The following is a 618-nucleotide window of genomic DNA, read 5'->3' on the forward strand; positions in this document are numbered from 1 at the left end:
GACGCGAGCGTGGGATACGGAAGCACGACGATACTTTCAATCGGGTCGCTTTTCCTGAGCCCGGGAACGGCGGCGGGCCTCGTTGCTCCCAACGGCTCGGGGAAAACCACCCTTCTTGAAGCGCTGTCGGGCCAATTTCCCACCCGCATCCGCTCGGGAAGCCTGTCGGCAGACGGAATCTGCCAACGTCGATCAGCCGAATTTGCAGAACTCGTCTACCTGAGCTCTTCGGGCAGCGCGGATCTCTATCCCACGCTATCGGCCATCGAGCACCTTGCTTTCGTTAGGGAGGCGTGGAAATCGGCCGCCGACATCGACTCGCTCTGCGACTCCCTCGGAATCTCCCCATATCTCGACAAGCCGACCCGCAAGCTCTCGACGGGAATGAAGCAGCAGGTAAAGCTTGCCATGGCGATAGCGACCGATTGCCCGTACCTCATCCTCGATGAACCGCTGAACGGCCTCGATCCGGGAAAGCGGAAAACCTCCTGCGACGCGATGCGCAGCGAGGTGGCGCGGGGACGCAGCGTGCTCATTTCAAGCCATCTACTCGACGACCTGGCAGACCTCACCAACTCGTTCTACTTCATCGAGGCCGGCACGCTCGTGGAAAAGATC

The 618-nt window shown here is 60.7% G+C and carries 1 protein-coding gene; it reads left to right on the forward strand.

The features are described 5' to 3' along the window. Positions 1 to 618, forward strand: a 618-nt coding sequence (locus tag DXC79_RS09950) for an ABC transporter ATP-binding protein (RefSeq protein WP_147327505.1), incomplete at both ends; no start/stop codon positions are given.

It is taken from the genome of Collinsella sp. TF08-11AT, assembly GCF_003437035.1.
Lineage (GTDB): Bacteria > Actinomycetota > Coriobacteriia > Coriobacteriales > Coriobacteriaceae > Collinsella.